General features: G+C 54.1%; 14 protein-coding genes. 7 read left to right on the forward strand and 7 right to left on the reverse strand.

Translation table 11 applies throughout. From position 1 onward, the window contains the following. Positions 1-73: 73 nt before the first annotated feature. The gene (gene purT, locus ABIE11_RS04795; protein WP_429184273.1) at positions 74-1,252 is read left to right on the forward strand and encodes a formate-dependent phosphoribosylglycinamide formyltransferase; all 1,179 of its coding nucleotides are present in this window, start codon (positions 74-76) and stop codon (positions 1,250-1,252) included. Positions 1,253-1,330: 78 nt separating this feature from the next. On the opposite strand, the gene kdgA is transcribed toward purT, so the two are convergent. From kdgA to zwf, 3 genes are all read right to left on the reverse strand, one after another. Further along, complete coding sequence (gene kdgA, locus ABIE11_RS04800; RefSeq protein ID WP_102103979.1) at positions 1,331-1,969, reverse strand: bifunctional 4-hydroxy-2-oxoglutarate aldolase/2-dehydro-3-deoxy-phosphogluconate aldolase; 639 nt, start codon at positions 1,967-1,969, stop codon at positions 1,331-1,333. 39 nt (positions 1,970-2,008) lie between these two features. Next, positions 2,009-3,820, reverse strand: a complete 1,812-nt coding sequence (gene edd, locus ABIE11_RS04805; RefSeq protein WP_100779788.1) for a phosphogluconate dehydratase — start codon at positions 3,818-3,820, stop codon at positions 2,009-2,011. A 233-nt stretch (positions 3,821-4,053) separates the two neighbouring features. Beyond that, positions 4,054-5,529, reverse strand: a complete 1,476-nt coding sequence (gene zwf, locus ABIE11_RS04810; protein ID WP_100779787.1) for a glucose-6-phosphate dehydrogenase — start codon at positions 5,527-5,529, stop codon at positions 4,054-4,056. A 358-nt stretch (positions 5,530-5,887) separates the two neighbouring features. Here zwf and ABIE11_RS04815 point away from each other — a divergent pair, with 358 nt between their 5' ends. From ABIE11_RS04815 to ABIE11_RS04830, 4 genes are all read left to right on the forward strand, one after another. Then, positions 5,888-6,757, forward strand: coding sequence for a MurR/RpiR family transcriptional regulator (locus ABIE11_RS04815; protein ID WP_100779786.1), 870 nt, complete (start codon positions 5,888-5,890; stop codon positions 6,755-6,757). Between the two features lie 105 nt (positions 6,758-6,862). Further along, positions 6,863-8,305 carry a pyruvate kinase gene (gene pyk, locus ABIE11_RS04820; protein ID WP_100779785.1) on the forward strand — a complete coding sequence of 481 codons (1,443 nt, stop codon included), beginning with the start codon at positions 6,863-6,865 and terminating at the stop codon, positions 8,303-8,305. A gap of 210 nt (positions 8,306-8,515) precedes the next feature. After that, the gene (gene tssD / locus ABIE11_RS04825) at positions 8,516-10,507 is read left to right on the forward strand and encodes a type VI secretion system tube protein TssD (RefSeq protein ID WP_429184072.1); all 1,992 of its coding nucleotides are present in this window, start codon (positions 8,516-8,518) and stop codon (positions 10,505-10,507) included. Continuing rightward, a complete protein-coding gene (locus ABIE11_RS04830; RefSeq protein ID WP_102103981.1) occupies positions 10,504-11,160 on the forward strand; it encodes a DUF2931 family protein in 657 nt (218 codons plus the stop codon). The genes tssD and ABIE11_RS04830 overlap by 4 nt, the downstream gene beginning before the upstream one ends. Positions 11,161-11,257: 97 nt before the next feature. On the opposite strand, the gene lpxM is transcribed toward ABIE11_RS04830, so the two are convergent. From lpxM to znuA, 3 genes are all read right to left on the reverse strand, one after another. Beyond that, positions 11,258-12,229 carry a lauroyl-Kdo(2)-lipid IV(A) myristoyltransferase gene (gene lpxM / locus ABIE11_RS04835; RefSeq protein ID WP_102103982.1) on the reverse strand — a complete coding sequence of 324 codons (972 nt, stop codon included), beginning with the start codon at positions 12,227-12,229 and terminating at the stop codon, positions 11,258-11,260. 118 nt (positions 12,230-12,347) lie between these two features. After that, a complete protein-coding gene (gene mepM / locus ABIE11_RS04840; protein WP_100779783.1) occupies positions 12,348-13,667 on the reverse strand; it encodes a murein DD-endopeptidase MepM in 1,320 nt (439 codons plus the stop codon). Between the two features lie 15 nt (positions 13,668-13,682). Then, positions 13,683-14,627 (reverse strand): zinc ABC transporter substrate-binding protein ZnuA, encoded by a 945-nt coding sequence (gene znuA / locus ABIE11_RS04845; RefSeq protein WP_129036346.1) that lies wholly within the window; start codon positions 14,625-14,627, stop codon positions 13,683-13,685. A 77-nt stretch (positions 14,628-14,704) separates the two neighbouring features. Between znuA and znuC the strand changes: the two genes are divergently transcribed. Together znuC and znuB are read left to right on the forward strand one after the other, a co-directional pair. Further along, complete coding sequence (gene znuC / locus ABIE11_RS04850) at positions 14,705-15,460, forward strand: zinc ABC transporter ATP-binding protein ZnuC (protein ID WP_100779781.1); 756 nt, start codon at positions 14,705-14,707, stop codon at positions 15,458-15,460. Next, a complete protein-coding gene (gene znuB / locus ABIE11_RS04855) occupies positions 15,457-16,242 on the forward strand; it encodes a zinc ABC transporter permease subunit ZnuB (protein WP_102103984.1) in 786 nt (261 codons plus the stop codon). The genes znuC and znuB overlap by 4 nt, the downstream gene beginning before the upstream one ends. A 100-nt stretch (positions 16,243-16,342) precedes the next feature. Here the strand turns inward: znuB and ruvB are convergent, their stop codons facing one another. Continuing rightward, positions 16,343-17,353, reverse strand: a complete 1,011-nt coding sequence (ruvB, locus tag ABIE11_RS04860; protein WP_100779779.1) for a Holliday junction branch migration DNA helicase RuvB — start codon at positions 17,351-17,353, stop codon at positions 16,343-16,345. Position 17,354 lies beyond the last annotated feature (1 nt).

The following is a 17,354-nucleotide window of genomic DNA, read 5'->3' on the forward strand; positions in this document are numbered from 1 at the left end:
CATCTGCGCCTGGTGGAAGACAGACGCAAACGTTTTCGTTTATACTGCGCGCAACTTTTTTAGGGGGGATATGATGACTCTTTTAGGAACTGCTTTGCGTCCATCTGCGACGCGCGTCATGCTGTTGGGTTCTGGCGAGCTGGGAAAAGAAGTGGCCATTGAGTGCCAGCGTCTCGGCATTGAAGTGATTGCCGTCGATCGTTATGCGAATGCACCGGCAATGCACGTCGCGCACCGCGCGCATGTCATCAATATGCTCGATGGCGACGCACTTCGCGCGCTGATTGCACAGGAAAAGCCTGACTTTGTGGTCCCGGAAATCGAAGCGATTGCCACCGACACGCTTATCGCCCTTGAGCAGGAAGGTCAGCGTGTGGTGCCTTGTGCCCGCGCAGCCAAACTGACCATGAACCGCGAAGGCATTCGTCGCCTGGCGGCCGAAGAGCTGGCGCTACCGACTTCCAGCTATCGTTTTGCCGATGGAAAAACGGATTTCCTGCAAGCCGTCGAACAAATTGGTTACCCGTGCATCATTAAGCCGGTGATGAGCTCCTCCGGTAAAGGCCAGAGCTTTATCCGCGACGAAACCACGCTTGATAAGGCGTGGGACTATGCTCAACAGGGTGGCCGCGCGGGCGCCGGGCGCGTCATCGTCGAAGGCGTCGTGAAGTTTGATTTCGAAATCACCCTGCTGACAGTCAGCGCCGTTGACGGTGTTCACTTCTGTGATCCCATTGGCCATCGTCAGGAAGACGGCGATTACCGTGAATCCTGGCAGCCGCAGCAGATGAGCGCGCTGGCGCTGGAGCGCGCGCAGGAGATTGCCCGCAAAGTGGTGCTGGCGCTGGACGGTTACGGTCTGTTTGGCGTGGAACTGTTCGTCTGCGGCGATGAGGTTATTTTCAGCGAAGTCTCTCCGCGTCCTCACGACACCGGGATGGTGACGCTGATTTCCCAGGATCTCTCGGAGTTCGCCCTGCACGTTCGCGCGTTTCTGGGGCTGCCGGTGGGCGGGATTCGTCAGTATGGTCCGGCGGCCTCTGCGGTGATTTTGCCCAAGCTGACCAGCCAGAATGTCACGTTTGGTAATGTGGATGCCGCTGTCGGTGCGGGTCTGCAACTGCGCCTGTTTGGTAAACCCGAAATCGACGGAACCCGTCGTCTGGGCGTGGCGTTAGCCACCGGCGATAGCGTGGAAACAGCGGTTGAGCGGGCGGTCAGTGCGGCGCAAGCCGTGAGTGTGAAAGCATAAAAAAAGCCGGGCAACACATGTTTGCCCGGCCAGTATTTTCGGTTTTGTCGGGCGGGTTCACACCCGCCACTGCAAAAATTACTTCGCGCCTTCCACAGCTTCGCGCGCCAGCTTAGTAATGCGATCCCAGTCGCCCGCTTCCAGCGCATCGGCCGGAACCAGCCACGAGCCACCGATACACAGCACGCTTTTCAGTGCCAGGTAGTCACGGTAGTTCGCCGGAGAGATACCGCCAGTCGGGCAGAAACGCACCTGAGAGAACGGACCTGCAATCGCCTGCAGAGCTTTGGTGCCGCCGTTAGCTTCAGCCGGGAAGAATTTGAACTCTTTCAGGCCGTAATCCATACCCAGCATCAGTTCAGACACGGTGCTGATACCCGGGATTAACGGAATGGTGCCTTCGGTTGCCGCTTTCAGCAGTGGCTCAGTCAGGCCTGGGCTGATTGCGAACTGTGCACCCGCTTCGGTCACTTCCGCCAGCTGCTGTGGGTTCAGCACGGTACCGGCACCGATAATCGCTTCCGGCACTTCTTTTGCGATAGCGCGAATCGCGTCCATCGCGCAGGCGGTACGCAGCGTCACTTCCAGCACACGAACTCCACCTGCAACCAGCGCTTTCGCCATTGGGACAGCGTGCTCCAGTTTATTCACCACGATAACCGGCACTACCGGGCCAGTTGTCAGGATTGCTTCTGCACTTGTTTTCCAGTTTTTCATCAGTGTTTTTCTCTCGCCAGATCGATAATTCTTGTCGTCTTAAAACGTAATACAGGTTGCGCCCTGCTCAGCACCGGAGAGTTTCTCGCGCAGTGCACTGAACATTTCGCGCCCTGTTCCCACACGCGACGCGCTCAGGTCAGGAATATGCGGCTTACGGGCTTCCAGTTCGGCTTCATCCACCAGCAGGGTCAGCTCGCCTGTCTGGCCGTTGACGCGGATGATATCGCCATCGCGTACTTTCGCCAGTAACCCACCGTCATAGGCTTCGGGGGTGACGTGAATCGCTGATGGCACTTTACCTGATGCGCCAGAGAGTCGTCCATCGGTGACCAACGCAATTTTGAAACAGCGGTCCAATAATACACCAAGTGGTGGCATAAGTTTATGTAATTCTGGCATGCCGTTCGCTTTTGGTCCCTGATGACGAACCACGACGACGCAGTCTTTGTCCAGCAGGCCAGCCTCGAACGCAGGCAGCACGTCGTGCTGGCTTTCAAAAATCACCGCAGGGGCTTCTACAATCTGGTTTTCAACAGGCACAGCGGAGGTTTTCATCACCGCGCGACCCAGGTTGCCGCTCAGCACTTTGGTGCCGCCGTGATGTGAGAATGGCTTCGCAAACGTGGCGATAACCTGTGCGTCGAGAGAACTCTGCGCGCCTTCGCGCCAGTCGAGCTGGCCGTCGTTCAGCCATGGCTCCAGGGTGTAACGCTGCAGGCCAAAACCGGCTACGGTGTTGACGTCTTCGTGCAGCAGGCCGCCTTTCAGCAGCTCACGGATAAGCACGGGCACACCGCCCGCCGCCTGGAAGTGGTTGATATCCGCCGGGCCGTTCGGATAGAGACGCGCCATCAGCGGCACAATTTCAGACAGCTCAGAGAAATCATCCCAGTTAATCAGAATACCGGCCGCGCGTGCCATCGCCACCAGGTGCATGGTGTGGTTAGTTGAACCGCCAGTTGCCAGCAGGGCAACAATCCCGTTCACCACCACTTTTTCGTCCACCATTTTGCCGAGCGGCATCCACTCGTTGCCGTTGCCGGTCAAACGCGTGACCTGACGCGCAGCGGCTTCGGTCAGCGCCTGGCGCAGCGGAGCATCTGGCTGTACGAAAGAGGAACCCGGAAGCTGCATGCCCATGAATTCCACCACCATCTGGTTGGTGTTGGCGGTGCCGTAGAACGTACAGGTTCCCGCGGCGTGATACGACGCGGCTTCGGCTTCCAGCAGGGCAATACGATCCACTTTGCCTTCGGCATACAGCTGGCGGATACGGACTTTTTCTTTATTTGGCAGACCGCTCGCCATTGGGCCTGACGGCACAAAAATCGCAGGCAGATGACCAAAGGAGAGCGCAGCCATCGCCAGGCCCGGGACAATTTTGTCACACACGCCGAGGTACAGGGCGCCGTCAAACATGTTATGGGACAGGCCCACGGCTGCAGACATGGCGATCACTTCGCGGCTCAGCAGAGAGAGTTCCATTCCATCCTGGCCCTGGGTTACGCCGTCGCACATGGCGGGTACGCCACCCGCCACCTGCCCGACCGCGTTAGCGCTGTGCAGCGCTTTGCGAATAATTTCCGGGTAGTGTTCGTACGGCTGGTGTGCGGAGAGCATGTCGTTGTAGGAGGTGATGATCGCAATATTGTTACGCAGCATGCTTTTCAGCGAGGCTTTATCGTCCGGCTGGCAGGCGGCGAAACCGTGGGCCAGGTTACCGCAGGCGAGCTGCGAACGATGTACCGTGTCGGTCTTCGCCTGCTGGATGCGGGCGAGGTAGGCAGAACGTGTCTCTTTTGAGCGCTCAACAATGCGTTGCGTTACGCGTAACAATACAGGATTCATAAAAGCTCCTCTAATTTATCTGTCCAGGCTCGGGAGTTAACAAGATGAATCGCTTGTATTAACAAGGCTGAAACGCTTGCAGTCCGTAGCTCGGGGGCAAAATCGCTTCAGCCAGTGTAATAAAAAAAGCTCCACGGGTGAATCCACGTGGAGCTTAAATGATTAAAAATTGTGCCACAATCTGTGTTAGATCATGTTACCGGTAAAATAACCCGTTTGGATTAGCTACTGGTTTACTCGAACTCGTTCCATGAACGGCCATCGCGGGTGATCATCGCCACGGACGCAACCGGTCCCCAGGTACCTGCCTGATACGGTTTTGGCGCATCCTGATCGGCAGCCCAGGCTTCAGTAATGGAGTCGACCCACTTCCAGGCTTCTTCCACTTCGTCGCGGCGTACGAACAGCGCCTGAATCCCACGCATGGTTTCCAGCAGCAGACGCTCGTAAGCATCGGCCAGGTGCGTTTCGTTGAAGGTTTCGGAGTAGCTCAGATCCAGTTTGGTGGTTTGCAGGTTGTGCTTGTGATCCAGGCCCGGCACTTTATTCAGCACCTGAATATCCACGCCCTCATCAGGCTGCAGACGGATCGTCAGCTTGTTCTGTGGCAGCTCCTGCCAGGATTCTTTAAAGAGGTTCAGCTCCGGGTTCTTGAAATAGACCACAACTTCAGAGCATTTGGTCGGCAGACGTTTACCGGTGCGCAGATAGAACGGCACTCCCGCCCAACGCCAGTTGTCGATATCGACACGGATCGCCACGAAAGTCTCGGTGTTGCTGGACTTGTTCGCGCCCTCTTCTTCCAGATAGCCAGGGACTTTTTTGCCCTGCGCGAAACCGGAGGTGTACTGACCGCGGACAGTTTTCTCACGCACATTCGAGCGATCGATACGGCGCAGAGATTTCAGCACTTTCACTTTCTCGTCGCGAATGTTATCCGCTGAGAGATCAGACGGCGGAGACATGGCGATCATGCAGAGAATTTGCAGCAGGTGGTTCTGGATCATGTCGCGCATCTGACCGGCCTGGTCAAAGTAACCCCAGCGGCCTTCGATGCCCACTTCCTCGGCCACGGTAATTTCCACGTGATCGATGGTGCGGTTGTCCCAGTTGTTGGCAAACAGGGAGTTCGCAAAACGCAGCGCCAGAAGGTTCAGTACCGTCTCTTTACCGAGATAGTGGTCGATACGGTAGACCTGGCACTCTTCGAAGTATTCGCCCACCTGGTCGTTAATTTCACGAGAGGTCGCAAGCGAGGTGCCCAGCGGCTTTTCCATCACTACGCGCGCCGGTTTGGCGTTGAGTTTGGCTTCGCCAAGGCCCTTACAGATGGCGCCGAAGGTGCTTGGCGGCATCGCGAAATAGTTAATGGTCACACGGTTTTTCTGGTCCAGCATCTCGCCGAGACGACCAAACGCAGAGGTGTCGTTAACATCCAGGTTGCAGAAATCAAGACGACCGCTCAGCGCATCCCACAAACTTTCATCAATTTTCTCTTTCATGAACGTTTCGAGCGCTTCACGCACCACTTTGGTGTAGCCGTCTTTATCCCAGTCAGCGCGGCCCACACCCAGGATGCGAGTGTCCGGGTGGATCTGGCCTGCTTTTTCCAGTTGATACAGGGAAGGCAGCAATTTACGGCGTGCAAGATCGCCTTTCGCGCCGAAAATGACCAGGTCACATGCCTGGGCTGTTTGCGTTACCGCCATGTCATTCTCCTCAGTTGGATATCCTGGTGCTTTTGCCAGAATATCGTTGTAATTTTATTACAATGCACTGTACTGCTTTTACGTCATTCCCGAAACCATTAGCGCTTAACGTCGCGTGCGATAACGCGATTTTTCGATGATTGCACGCTTCAGTGACAGCAATGACCACAAATTCGTTGATTCTTTGTGCCGCCGGGTCGTTGTCAAAACCCGACCGCGATCAAGTAATGAAAAAAAACAACAACATTTGCTGTTGTTCATTACCCTTTGACCAGGTCAGAGGGGTATATTCTTCCTAATTCGAATCACGATTTCATCAATTTATGAAATCGCTTCCACCCATGAGTGTCTTGTCATCATGAACATGCTGGAAAAAATCCAGTTTCAACTGGAACACCTTAGCAAATCCGAGCGTAAAGTGGCTGAAGTAATTCTCGCCTCGCCCACTCAGGCCATCCATTCCAGCATCGCCGCTCTGGCGCAGGAGTCGGGGGTCAGTGAACCTACCGTCAACCGGTTCTGTCGCAGTCTTGAGACGCGCGGTTTTCCCGATTTTAAACTGCATCTGGCCCAGAGTCTGGCAAACGGCACGCCCTATGTAAATCGCAATGTCGATGAAGACGACAGCGTAGAGGCCTATACCGGCAAAATTTTTGAATCGGCAATGGCGACGCTCGACCATGTGCGGCAATCGCTGGATAAAGCATCACTCAATCGCGCTGTCGATTTGCTGACCCAGGCGAAAAAAATCGCCTTCTTCGGGCTGGGTTCTTCCGCCGCGGTTGCCCACGATGCGATGAACAAATTTTTCCGCTTCAATGTCCCGGTCATCTACTCTGATGACATTGTGCTGCAACGCATGAGCTGTATGAATTGTAACGAAGATGACGTGGTAGTGCTGATCTCTCACACCGGTCGGACCAAAAGCCTGGTGGAACTGGCGCAGCTGGCGCGTGAAAACGATGCCATGGTGATTGCGATCACCACCGCGGGCACGCCGCTGGCGCGAGAATCAACGCTCGCTATCACGCTGGATGTGCCGGAAGATACCGACATGTATATGCCGATGGTGTCGCGGCTTGCGCAATTAACCGTCATCGACGTGCTGGCCACGGGTTTTACGCTGCGTCGTGGCGCGAAATTCAGAGATAACTTGAAGCGTGTCAAAGAAGCGCTCAAGGAATCGCGTTTTGATAAAGAATTGCTCATTAAGGGCGATGTACCCTAAATGTTGTTATAAGGTTGTTACTTTTTTCGGTATTCGGTAATTTCTACACAGCACCGAATCTATGTTCACGCAACACCAAAGTTGTTTCAGTCAACGGAGTATTACATGTCCAGAAGGCTTCGCAGAACCAAGATCGTTACCACCTTAGGTCCGGCAACTGACCGCGATAATAACCTCGAGAAAATTATCGCCGCGGGCGCCAACGTGGTACGCATGAACTTCTCTCACGGGACGCCAGAAGATCACAAATTACGTGCAGACAAGGTCCGTGAGATCGCGGCAAAACTGGGACGTCACGTGGCTATCCTCGGCGACCTGCAGGGTCCTAAGATCCGCGTCTCGACGTTTAAAGAAGGCAAAGTTTTCCTTAACATCGGTGATAAATTCCTCCTCGACGCCAACCTGGGTAAAGGCGAAGGCGATAAAGAGCGTGTGGGTATTGACTATAAAGGTCTGCCTGCTGACGTGGTAACGGGCGATATCCTGCTGCTTGATGATGGTCGCGTACAGCTGAAAGTGCTTGAAGTTCAGGGCATGAAAGTGTTCACCGAAGTGACCGTTGGCGGCCCGCTCTCCAACAATAAAGGCATCAATAAACTTGGCGGTGGCCTCTCCGCTGAAGCCCTGACCGAAAAAGACAAAGCCGACATCATCACTGCCGCGCAGATTGGCGTCGACTATCTGGCCGTTTCCTTCCCGCGCTGCGGCGAAGACCTGAACTACGCTCGCCGTCTGGCGCGTGATGCAGGCTGCGACGCGAGCATTGTCGCGAAAGTTGAGCGTGCAGAGGCCGTCTGCAGCCAGGAAGCGATGGACGATGTGATTCTCGCGTCAGATGTGGTGATGGTTGCCCGTGGCGATCTGGGGGTTGAAATCGGTGACCCGGAACTGGTCGGCATTCAGAAAGCGCTGATCCGTCGTGCACGTCAACTGAACCGCTCCGTGATCACTGCGACTCAGATGATGGAGTCGATGATCACCAACCCAATGCCAACCCGTGCGGAAGTGATGGACGTGGCAAACGCCGTGCTGGACGGTACCGATGCGGTAATGCTCTCTGCTGAAACGGCAGCGGGCCAATATCCTGCTGAAACCGTTGCGGCGATGGCGCGCGTGTGTCTGGGCGCTGAGAAGATCCCAAGCATTAACGTCTCTAAACATCGTCTGGACATTCAGTTCGATAACGTGGAAGAAGCGATTTCCATGTCTGCCATGTATGCGGCGAACCACCTGAAAGGTGTCACCGCGATCATCACCATGACCGAATCTGGTCGCACCGCGCTGATGACATCCCGTATCAGCTCCGGCCTGCCAATCTTCGCTATGTCGCGTCATGAGCGCACTCTGAACCTGACAGCCCTGTACCGTGGCGTGACGCCTGTGTACTTCGACAGCACCAATGACGGCGTTGCCGCCGCCAACGATGCCGTCAATCTGCTGCGCGATAAAGGCTATCTGGTCTCTGGTGATATCGTGATTGTCACTCAGGGCGATGTAATGAGCACCATCGGCTCAACGAACACTACGCGTGTGATGACTGTCGAGTAACTGCATTCTCGCCATACTGTCGGGGGATTCGCTCCCGACAGTTTTTTCCTCTTCTTGCTCCGCATTTTTATCTCACTCAATCAAGTGATAATTATTTTCTGATTCCATGACATCAACAGTGATATTGAATTAATTAAAAGACTACACTTCTCACCCACATTATTAATTGTCGCAATATATTTTTTTAAATAATGATAAGGACATCATTAAGTGAGCAACGTTATCTATTTAACGCTGACGGGTGAGCGTCAGGGGGAAATATCCGCAGGTTGTGGAACAGAAAAATCTATTGGTAATCGCTTTCAGTACCGCCATGAAAACGAAATTCTGGTTTATCAGCTCTCCTCCAGCAGCGTCAGCACCGCTGGCGGCGTGCATCACCAGGGCCTGCGCTTCACCAAACCCACCGACAAAAGCTCGCCACTCCTGACCACCGCCATTAATGAGAATGAAAAACTGCGGCTCAGTTTTGATTATTACCGTACTAACCGCTTCGGCCGTCAGGAAAAATATTATCATATCGAACTGCGCGGGGCGTCGATTCAGGGGATATCCAGCTCGCATAAGAAAGACAGTCTGGATACGGAAAGTATCACTGTCAGTTATGAATATATTCGCAGTAAACATCTTATTGCGAATACAGAGTTCAGCAATCTGCTCCTGCCTGACGCCTATAACCAACTGTTTCCACCCGATGAAATAAAACAACCTGAAAAACGCAATATTACCCTGACGCTCGGTGTTTTTTTTGATGGAACCGGTAATAACGCCGTGAACACGCAAAACATGCTCGCGGCCTGTACCGCCGCGCACTTTGACATTTCTGATCCGGATGCAGAAAGCATCCTTGCCCGCATGGCGCAGGAGCAGATGGGCGTCTCCGGCACAGGGGCCACCAGCTATACCGGCGGGTATACCAATATTCACTGGTTAAATACGTTGTACAAAACAGATCTCCCCATTGAATCAGGGCAGGCGCAGGCGGCCATTTATGTGGAGGGGATCGGCACCGAAGCCGGCAGACCGGACAGCATGATTGGCCTGAGTTTAGGCGTGGCCGATACGGGGGTGATCGCGAAAACGGACCTTGCGGTGAAGCAGATTGCAGAGGCGATAAATAAGTTTTTCGTTGAAGTTGCTAAGACTGTGTCCGTACCCTCACTTAAAGTGACTGAACTCCGATTCGATATCTTCGGATTTAGTCGCGGCGCAGCGGCGGCACGCCACTTTGCCAATCGCATTCAGACGGAAGATCGGGACATTATCAATGCGATTCGCTACGGAATGAATGATGTCGAGTATGCTGGCGCACCGGCCGGGAAAACGCGATTTATCGGTATTTTCGATACCGTCGCCGCCATTGGAACACCGCAAAATGGTCTCAACCCGCACACAGCGAATACCGGTGACGTGAATATCGTGTTGCGTCCCGGCGTGGCGGAGAAAGTCTTCCATATCACGGCGCAGCACGAGTGCCGCTTTAACTTCGCCCTGAACAGCGTGCAACCCGCGTGGCCGGAGCTGGCTCTGCCCGGCGCGCATTCCGATATTGGCGGCGGCTACCTGCCTGCAACACGGGAAAACATCTACCTGACCCGACCGGAAGCAGTCACAGTGCCGCTGGATACCCCGCTGGCGGATACGCGAACTTACAGACATGCCATGGAACAGTTACCGATACTCGAATCCTCTGCGGTCGCGGCTCCGCTCATTCGCACTAATGACATTACAGCTGACGCCTGGGAGGACACGAGAATGCCCGTCCATCCAAGAGACGGGATGCAGAAGCGCGCATTTGCTGCTCTAACAATGAAAAAACGGATAGTGAAGAACGACTGGTCGAAGGTGGTGCTGCGGGTAATGATCGATGCTGCGCAGGATGCGGGTGTGGTGTTTAAGCCGATCGATTCAACTAAACCTGAATACGCTCTTCCTGTAGAACTTATGCCCCTTTGTGATAGAGCTATTACATTCAGTAAAGCGACGCGTTTAAGTAAATCGACGTCTTTCTTCACGGCATCAGAAGCTGACTTTATTGCTAAAAACTATATCCACTGCTCGGCAAACTGGAACAGTATTACGCTTGATCGTAATGGAAGGTTTCATGGCGGGGCGTCAATTTCTGAGACGATTGGCTTCGTAAACAGGCCCGACGAAAAATGGCTACGGACAACATACGATATGGACGGCAATAAAATATGAAATGCGCGAAGTGGCCTCTATTCTCATTACTACTCACCATGTCAGGTTGTCATAATGGTGGAGCAACATCGCCAGAAGAAACAGGCGCAATGCCATACGGGATGTGGGAGTTTTCATTTTTCACCCCTAAAGCTTTACCAGCCGATGTTACCTATGTTGGCATTATCGATGATAAAAAAATCCTCTACTCATTTAGAACCCTTGATAATGTCGAAGACAGCTATCTCACAGTGGGAACATGGAATAATAAAGTGGGAAGACACGCGCAGTTCAATAAAGCTCGCCACCCTCCTGTTGCTTTTCTTTTTTGCTGGGACTCGGTCATCGATAAAAGGAGTTACGAAACAAGGATTATTTTTTCAGACTCTCTCAGGGAAAAAATGAGCACATCCACAGGGGTAGACAGACAGGGAAACAAAGCCTGGTATAATTCATTACTGTTTGGTCTTGCTCCAGGAGGAAAGGTTCGAATCTGGCTGCAAAACAGCGGTAGCGGGGATAATTTACCTGTGGAGCCGAAAAAGATAACGACGTTGTCTGGGGATAAGCTGGACGGGTGTAAAGGAATCACACAACATCCGAATGGATATGCCTACTTTGGTGAAACACCTGAATTTATCAAAGGTAAAACCTACCCTTACGGCGACTGGTGAGAATGGAAAATCCTGAGCTACTCACTGACGCAACAACGCGTACAGAAAGACTCCTCCTGTACGCGTAAACCGAACGTTATCTGATGGGTAACAAAAATTATCTCTTCGGGAATAACTCTTTTCGCTTATACGGCTCTTTCTCGCCGGGTTTGCGGGTTTTGAGCAGTTTCAGAATCCAGGTGTACTGCTCGGCGTGCGGTCCGACGAGGATTTCGACCTCTTCGTTCATGCGGCGCGCGATAGTGTGATCGTCGGCTTCCAGCAGATCGTCCATCGGTGGACGTACTTCAATGGTCAGACGATGGGTTTTGCCATCGTAAATCGGAAACAGCGGAACCACGCGGGCGCGGCAAACTTTCATCAGGCGGCCAATCGCAGGTAGTGTCGCTTTGTAAGTCGCAAAGAAATCCACGAATTCGCTGTGCTCGGCACCGTGGTCCTGATCCGGCAGGTAATAACCCCAGTAACCTTCGCGAACTGACTTAATAAAAGGTTTGATACCGTCGTTACGCGCATGCAGACGTCCACCAAAACGGCGGCGGACGGTGTTCCAGACGTAGTCGAAGATTTTATTGCCCTGATTATGGAACATGGCCGCCATCTTCTGGCCTTTCGACGCCATCAGCATCGCCGGAATATCCACACCCCAGCCGTGCGGCACGAGAAAAATGACTTTCTCGTTGTTACGACGCATCTCATCGATAATCTCCAGCCCTTTCCAGTCCACGCGATTTTTGACCTTCTCTGGCCCGCGCAGCGCCAGCTCGCCCATCATCGCCATCGCCTGCGGTGCGGTGGTAAACATAGCGTCGATAATCGCTTCACGTTCCGCGTCGCTTTTTTCCGGAAAACAGTAGAACAGATTGATCTGCGCACGGCGGCGCGCACTTTTGCCGAGTCGTCCGGCAATCAGGCCAATTTTACCGAGGACAGGATCGCGAACGGATGCCGGAAGCAGCGCAAGGCCCGCAAATGCGTAGACACCCAGCCAGGCGCCCCAGTTACGCGGATGGCGAAAAGATTTATCAAACTCGGGAATGTATTCACTGTTGTTTTTTTGGGTTTCCATGCGGGTTCCAGGGTCTGGTGAAGCAAAAAATAATCTTGAGATAGTGTAGCGAGGCAGAGTGTATCGCACAAAAGAAAAAGCCGGCGCATCTCTGCACCGGCTTTTAGATGACAAAAATCTAGTCGAAGCGCAGTTGCGGCATGACCTCTTTGACCTGGGCCAGATAATCGGTGCGATCTTTGCCGGTCAGACCTTCGGTACGCGGCAGTTTCGCCGTCAACGGGTTCACCGCCTGCTGGTTAATCCACACTTCATAGTGCAGATGCGGGCCGGTGGAGCGCCCGGTGTTTCCAGAGAGCGCAATGCGGTCGCCGCGTTTCACTTTCTGCCCCGGCTGGACCAGCAGCTTACGCAGGTGCATATAGCGGGTGGTATAGGTGCGACCGTGACGAACGGCAACGTAATACCCTGCCGCGCCGCTGCGTTTAGCAATCACCACTTCACCGTCACCGACAGAGAGCACTGGCGTGCCCTGCGGCATCGCAAAGTCAACGCCACGGTGCGGCGCGACACGGCCAGTGACCGGGTTCAGACGACGCGGGTTAAAGTTGGATGAAACGCGGAACTGTTTCGCCGTCGGGAAGCGCAGGAAGCCTTTCGCCAGGCCCGTACCGTTGCGGTCGTAGAACTTACCGTCTTCCGCGCGGATGGCGTAGTAATCTTTGCCTTCGGAGCGCAGACGCACGCCCATCAGTTGGCTTTGCTCACGCTTGCCGTCCAGCATTTCGCGGGACATCAGGATCGAGAATTCGTCGCCTTTTTTCAGTTTGCGGAAGTCCATCTGCCACTGCATGGCTTTGATCACTGAGCTGATTTCGCCGCTGGTCAAACCCGCGTCGCGCGCGCTGGCGACAAAGCTGGCGCCAACTTTGCCTTTCAGCACATTGTTAACCCAGTCGCCCTGCTGCATTTCGCTGGTCATCTTGAAACCGTTTTCGGTACGATCGTAGGTACGGGTTTCGCGACGGGAGACTTCCCAGGTCAGACGTTGCAAATCGCCATCGTTGGTAAGCGTCCAGGACAGCTGTTGACCAATCTTGAGGTTACGCAGCTCTTTGTCTGATGCGGCAAGCTGGCTGATATCCCCCATCTCAATACCATACTGATTGAGCACGCTGCTCAGCGTATCGCCCGTGGAGACAACGTATTCGTGAATACCCGCCTCATTGGCGGTTTTGTCATCCAGCTCATCCTGAGGAATCGCTTCGTCTTCCTGGGCGGCCTGATCGATAGGTTCACTGGCATCGGGCAGCAAGGAGCGAATTTCACTCTTTTCCAGTTCGATGGTTTTAATGATGGGGGCTGAATGTGGGTGATACACATAGGGCCGCCAGACGGCGACCGCTAAGGTAAGAACTGTAAGGGACCCCAGCATAACGCGATGGGGTCGAGGCAGATTATTAAATGCCAGGGCGACAGAGCGGGCTATCTGTTGCACGTGTTCACTTCCTCGTTAATCTCCTTTCAGGCAGCTCGAATACTGGTTCGCCAATTGGCTGAGGAACTGCGAATAACTCGCCTTGCTCAACTGAATATTGGTTCCAAGCGGGTCCAGGGTTCCCATGCGCACGGACGTTCCCCTGGCCACGGCTTCAACGACCGCTGGCCTGAACTGTGGCTCAGCAAAAACGCATGTTGCTTTTTGCTCAACCAACTGTGTTCTGATTTCATGTAAACGCTGCGCACCAGGTTGAATTTCCGGGTTGACGGTGAAATGACCCAGCGGGGTCAGCCCGTAGTGTTTTTCATAGTAGCCATAGGCATCATGAAAAACGAAATACCCTTTACCTTTCAACGGTGCCAGCTCGTTACCAACCTGCTTATCGGTTGCGGCTAATTGTGCCTCAAAATCTTTCAGGTTGGCGTCTAGTTTGGCTCGACTTTGCGGCATAAGTTCCACTAATTTGTCATGGATTGCAACCGCTGAGAGCCGCGCTATCTCTGGCGAGAGCCAAAGATGCATGTTGTACTCGCCATGATGGTGATGGTCGTCACCTTTTTCGCTATTGGCATGGTCATGGTCACTTTCGTGCTCGTCGTCGTCAGTCCCTTTCATGAGCAGCGGTTTCACGCCTGCCAGTTCGGCAATGGTGACCTGTTTTTGCGGCGGAACTTTACTTGCGGATTTTTGCATGAACGCTTCCATCTCTGGACCGATCCAGACCACTAAGTCCGCGTTCTGTAAGCGTTTTACATCAGATGGGCGCAACGAATAGTCGTGCTCAGATGCCCCGTCAGGCAGTAAAACCTGGGTTTCTGTGACACCATCGGCGATGGCCGAGGCGATGAATCCCAGTGGTTTAAGCGAAGCGACAACGGCGGCGTTAACATCTTGTGCTGCTGAACCCCAAAGGCCAGCGGATAATGCTGCGAAAAGAAGCGTATTTTTATGTAACATAATGCAACTTATGATCGTAATGAATGCGTGGAATGTGATATTATAACATCCGTTGACTTCTGCAAGCTTAAATTGACATGACGAATTTAGTTTCTCTTGAAAATATCTCGGTATCTTTTGGTCAGCGCCGCGTCCTCTCTGACGTATCGCTGGTCCTGAAACCCGGTAAAATTTTAACGTTGCTCGGCCCAAACGGCGCGGGCAAATCGACGCTGGTTCGGGTGGTTCTCGGGCTGGTAGCACCTGATGCAGGCGTCATCAAGCGCGACGACAAGTTAAGAATCGGCTACGTCCCGCAAAAAATACATCTTGACGCCACGCTGCCCTTAACGGTAGGCCGTTTCCTGCGACTGCGTCCAGGCACGCGTAAAGACGATATTCTCCCCGCTCTGAAACGTGTTCAGGCAGGCCATCTGGTCGAAGCCCCTATGCAGAAACTTTCCGGGGGTGAAACCCAGCGCGTTCTGCTGGCACGCGCGTTGTTGAGTAAGCCACAGCTGCTGGTTCTCGATGAGCCGACTCAGGGCGTGGATGTGAACGGCCAGGTTGCCCTTTACGATCTCATCGATCAGCTGCGTCGTGAGCTGGACTGCGCCGTCCTGATGGTCTCGCATGACCTGCATCTGGTGATGGCGAAAACCGACGAAGTGCTGTGTCTGAATCACCATATCTGCTGCTCCGGCACGCCTGAAGTGGTGTCGATGCACCCGGAATTTATCTCTATGTTCGGCTCTCGTGGAGCAGAACAGCTGGGCATTTATCGCCATAACCATAATCATCGCCATGATTTACAGGGACGAATTGTCCTGCGTCGGGGAAATGGACACTCATGATTGAACTGTTATTACCCGGCTGGTTTGCCGGGGTTATGCTTGCCTGCGCCGCGGGTCCGCTGGGCTCTTTTGTCGTCTGGCGAAGAATGTCCTATTTTGGCGATACGCTGGCGCACGCCTCCTTACTGGGCGTGGCCTTTGGCTTATTGCTCGACGTGAACCCGTTTTACGCAGTGATTGCCGTGACGCTGCTGCTTGCAGCCGGTCTGGTTTGGCTTGAGAAGCGCCCTCACCTCGCGGTAGATACGTTGCTCGGGATTATGGCGCACAGCGCGCTGTCGCTTGGCCTGGTGGTGGTGAGCCTGATGTCGAACATTCGCGTCGATTTAATGGCGTATCTGTTTGGCGATTTGCTGGCGGTGACGCCGGAAGACCTGATCTCAATCGCCATTGGCGTGGTGATCGTTCTCGGAATTTTACTGTGGCAGTGGCGCAATCTGCTGGCGATGACCGTCAGTGCCGATTTGGCCTTTGTCGATGGCGTTAAACTGCAGCGCGTGAAGTTGCTGTTGATGCTGGTGACCGCATTGACGATTGGGGTGGCGATGAAGTTTGTGGGTGCGCTGATTATCACCTCACTGCTGATTATTCCGGCCGCTACTGCACGCCGTTTTGCCCGTACGCCTGAACAGATGGCGGGTGTGGCAGTAGTAGTCGGTATTATCGCCGTCACAGGCGGGCTCACCTTCTCGGCGTTTTACGACACGCCAGCCGGCCCGTCGGTGGTGCTGTGTGCGGCGCTGATGTTTATCTTCAGTATGATGAAGAAACCGGCCAGTTGAACATTTCCCCCGGTGGCGCGCTGCGCTTACCGGGGAAACATCAGAATCGTTGTAGGCCGGATCACGCCTGGCGCTATCCGGCACTTAACCCGGTCGCGTACTACGGCATTTCCGGTGGTGTTATCCCGAAGTGATTCCACGCCCGTACCGTCGCCATTCGCCCGCGCGGAGTGCGTTGCAAAAAGCCCTGCTGAATCAGATAGGGTTCCAGCACGTCCTCGATGGTTTCACGCTCTTCGCCAATCGCTGCAGCGAGGTTATCCAGCCCAACCGGCCCGCCAAAGAATTTATCCAGAATCGCGAGCAGCAGCTTGCGGTCCATATAGTCAAACCCTTCAGCATCGACGTTAAGCATATCCAGCGCCTGCGAGGCGATATCCAGCGAAATGGTGCCATCGTGCTTCACTTCCGCAAAGTCACGCACACGGCGCAGCAGACGGTTAGCAATGCGTGGCGTACCGCGCGAACGCTTGGCCACTTCAAAGGCCCCCTCATCGCTCAATTCAAGCCCCATAAAGCGCGCGCTGCGGCCAACGATGTACTGCAGATCCGCGACCTGATAGAACTCGAGGCGCTGCACAATCCCGAAGCGATCGCGAAGGGGTGACGTGAGTGACCCGGCACGCGTAGTGGCGCCAATCAGGGTAAAGGGCGGCAGATCGATTTTAATTGAGCGCGCTGCCGGGCCTTCTCCGATCATGATATCCAGCTGATAGTCTTCCATCGCCGGATAAAGCACCTCTTCCACTACCGGTGACAGACGGTGGATCTCATCGATAAACAGCACGTCGTGCGGCTCAAGGTTGGTCAGCATCGCCGCCAGATCGCCCGCTTTCTCAAGCACCGGGCCTGACGTGGTGCGCAGGTTCACGCCCATTTCATTCGCCACGATATTGGCAAGCGTCGTTTTACCGAGACCAGGAGGGCCAAAAATCAGCAGATGATCGAGCGCATCCCCGCGCAGTTTCGCCGCCTGGATAAAAATTTCCATCTGTGAGCGAACCTGCGGCTGGCCGATATACTCCTCCAGCAGTTTCGGGCGGATCGCACGATCCACCACATCCTCTGGAACATTGCTGGCTGCCGAAATCAGGCGGTCTGCTTCAATCATC

The sequence above is a fragment of the Lelliottia sp. 489 genome (assembly GCF_050435885.1).
In the GTDB taxonomy this organism is placed as follows: Bacteria; Pseudomonadota; Gammaproteobacteria; order Enterobacterales; family Enterobacteriaceae; genus Enterobacter; species Enterobacter nimipressuralis.

Excerpts from the sequence above, each read along its gene's own strand:
- znuA (WP_129036346.1), bottom strand. The coding sequence starts at position 14,627 with ATGTTACATAAAAATACGCTTCTTTTCGCAGCATTATCCGCTGGCCTT.
- pyk (WP_100779785.1), top strand. The coding sequence starts at position 6,863 with ATGTCCAGAAGGCTTCGCAGAACCAAGATCGTTACCACCTTAGGTCCG.
- ABIE11_RS04830 (WP_102103981.1), top strand. The coding sequence starts at position 10,504 with ATGAAATGCGCGAAGTGGCCTCTATTCTCATTACTACTCACCATGTCA.
- lpxM (WP_102103982.1), bottom strand. The coding sequence starts at position 12,229 with ATGGAAACCCAAAAAAACAACAGTGAATACATTCCCGAGTTTGATAAA.
- kdgA (WP_102103979.1), bottom strand. The coding sequence starts at position 1,969 with ATGAAAAACTGGAAAACAAGTGCAGAAGCAATCCTGACAACTGGCCCG.
- ruvB (WP_100779779.1), bottom strand. The coding sequence starts at position 17,353 with ATGATTGAAGCAGACCGCCTGATTTCGGCAGCCAGCAATGTTCCAGAG.
- purT (WP_429184273.1), top strand. The coding sequence starts at position 74 with ATGACTCTTTTAGGAACTGCTTTGCGTCCATCTGCGACGCGCGTCATG.
- edd (WP_100779788.1), bottom strand. The coding sequence starts at position 3,820 with ATGAATCCTGTATTGTTACGCGTAACGCAACGCATTGTTGAGCGCTCA.
- ABIE11_RS04815 (WP_100779786.1), top strand. The coding sequence starts at position 5,888 with ATGAACATGCTGGAAAAAATCCAGTTTCAACTGGAACACCTTAGCAAA.
- zwf (WP_100779787.1), bottom strand. The coding sequence starts at position 5,529 with ATGGCGGTAACGCAAACAGCCCAGGCATGTGACCTGGTCATTTTCGGC.
- znuC (WP_100779781.1), top strand. The coding sequence starts at position 14,705 with ATGACGAATTTAGTTTCTCTTGAAAATATCTCGGTATCTTTTGGTCAG.
- znuB (WP_102103984.1), top strand. The coding sequence starts at position 15,457 with ATGATTGAACTGTTATTACCCGGCTGGTTTGCCGGGGTTATGCTTGCC.